This window comes from Bradyrhizobium sp. P2_E8 (assembly GCF_056403875.1).
Genome location: NZ_JBFUES010001595.1, coordinates 1 through 1,057, shown reverse-complemented (window position 1 = coordinate 1,057; position 1,057 = coordinate 1). Strand labels below are relative to the sequence as shown.

Sequence of the window (1,057 nt, the reverse complement as noted above, 5' to 3'; positions counted from 1 at the left end):
GGGGAGGGTTAGGGAGAGGGGTGGCCACAAACTCTAGACTGAGTTCGAGGCCACCCCTCTCTCCCGCTCTCCCCCGCAAGGGGGGAGAGGGCTCACCTTTGTTGTGGCTCCAGCTTGCCTCGATGGCCTTTCTTCCCTTCGTCCCGAAAGGCCCATCCTTTTCAGCTTGAACCGCGGCCCGTTCCCGGGAAAATACCTCTCAAACAAGGCCGGCGATTGATCCTGGTCATGGCGGGACGGCTGTCCTGTCGTCAGGTCAGGGCCAGGCGAATAAAGGGAACGGGAGCGCGGCAAATGAACATCCAGGGCAAGAGCAGCTATCACGAAGTCCATGCACGCTCGCTGGCTGATCCCCAGGGCTTCTGGGCCGAGGCGGCCAAGGAGATCGACTGGATCGAGCCGCCGAAGACGATCTTCGATGCTTCGCAAGGAACCTACGGCCGCTGGTTCACAGGCGGCGTGGTCAACACCTGCTACAACGCGCTCGACCGCCATGTCGAACGCGGCCGCGCCGACCAGGTCGCGCTGATCCATGATTCGCCGCTGACGGGCTCGATCACCAGGCTCACCTATGCCGAGCTGCTGGGTGAGGTGCAGGCGCTCGGCGCCATCATGCAGGATTTCGGCGTCGCCAAGGGCGACCGCGTCATCCTTTACATGCCGATGGTGCCGGAGGCGGTGGTTGCGATGCTCGCCTGCGCGCGCATCGGCGCGGTGCACTCGGTGGTGTTCGGCGGCTTTGCCGCGAAGGAGCTCGCCACCCGCATCGACGATGCGCAGCCGAAGCTGATCCTGTCGGCGAGCTGCGGCATCGAGCCCGGCCGCATCGTGCAGTACAAGCCGCTGCTCGACGAGGCGATCAGGCTCGCTGGCAGCAAGCCGAAGGCCTGCATCGTGCTGCAGCGTCCGCAGCTCACCTGCGACCTGGCGCCCGGCCGCGACTACGATTGGGCGAGCCTGCGCCGCAAGGCGATCAACGACGGCAGGAAGGCGCCTTGCGTGCCGGTCGCCGCGACCGATCCGCTCTACATTCTCTACACCTCGGGCACCACGGGCA

At 65.5% G+C, this 1,057-nt stretch carries 1 protein-coding gene; it reads left to right on the top strand.

The features are described from left to right. Positions 1 to 294: 294 nt before the first annotated feature. Positions 295 to 1,057, top strand: a 763-nt coding sequence (locus AC1D00_RS42585) for an AMP-binding protein (protein WP_477014845.1), incomplete at its 3' end; no start/stop codon positions are given.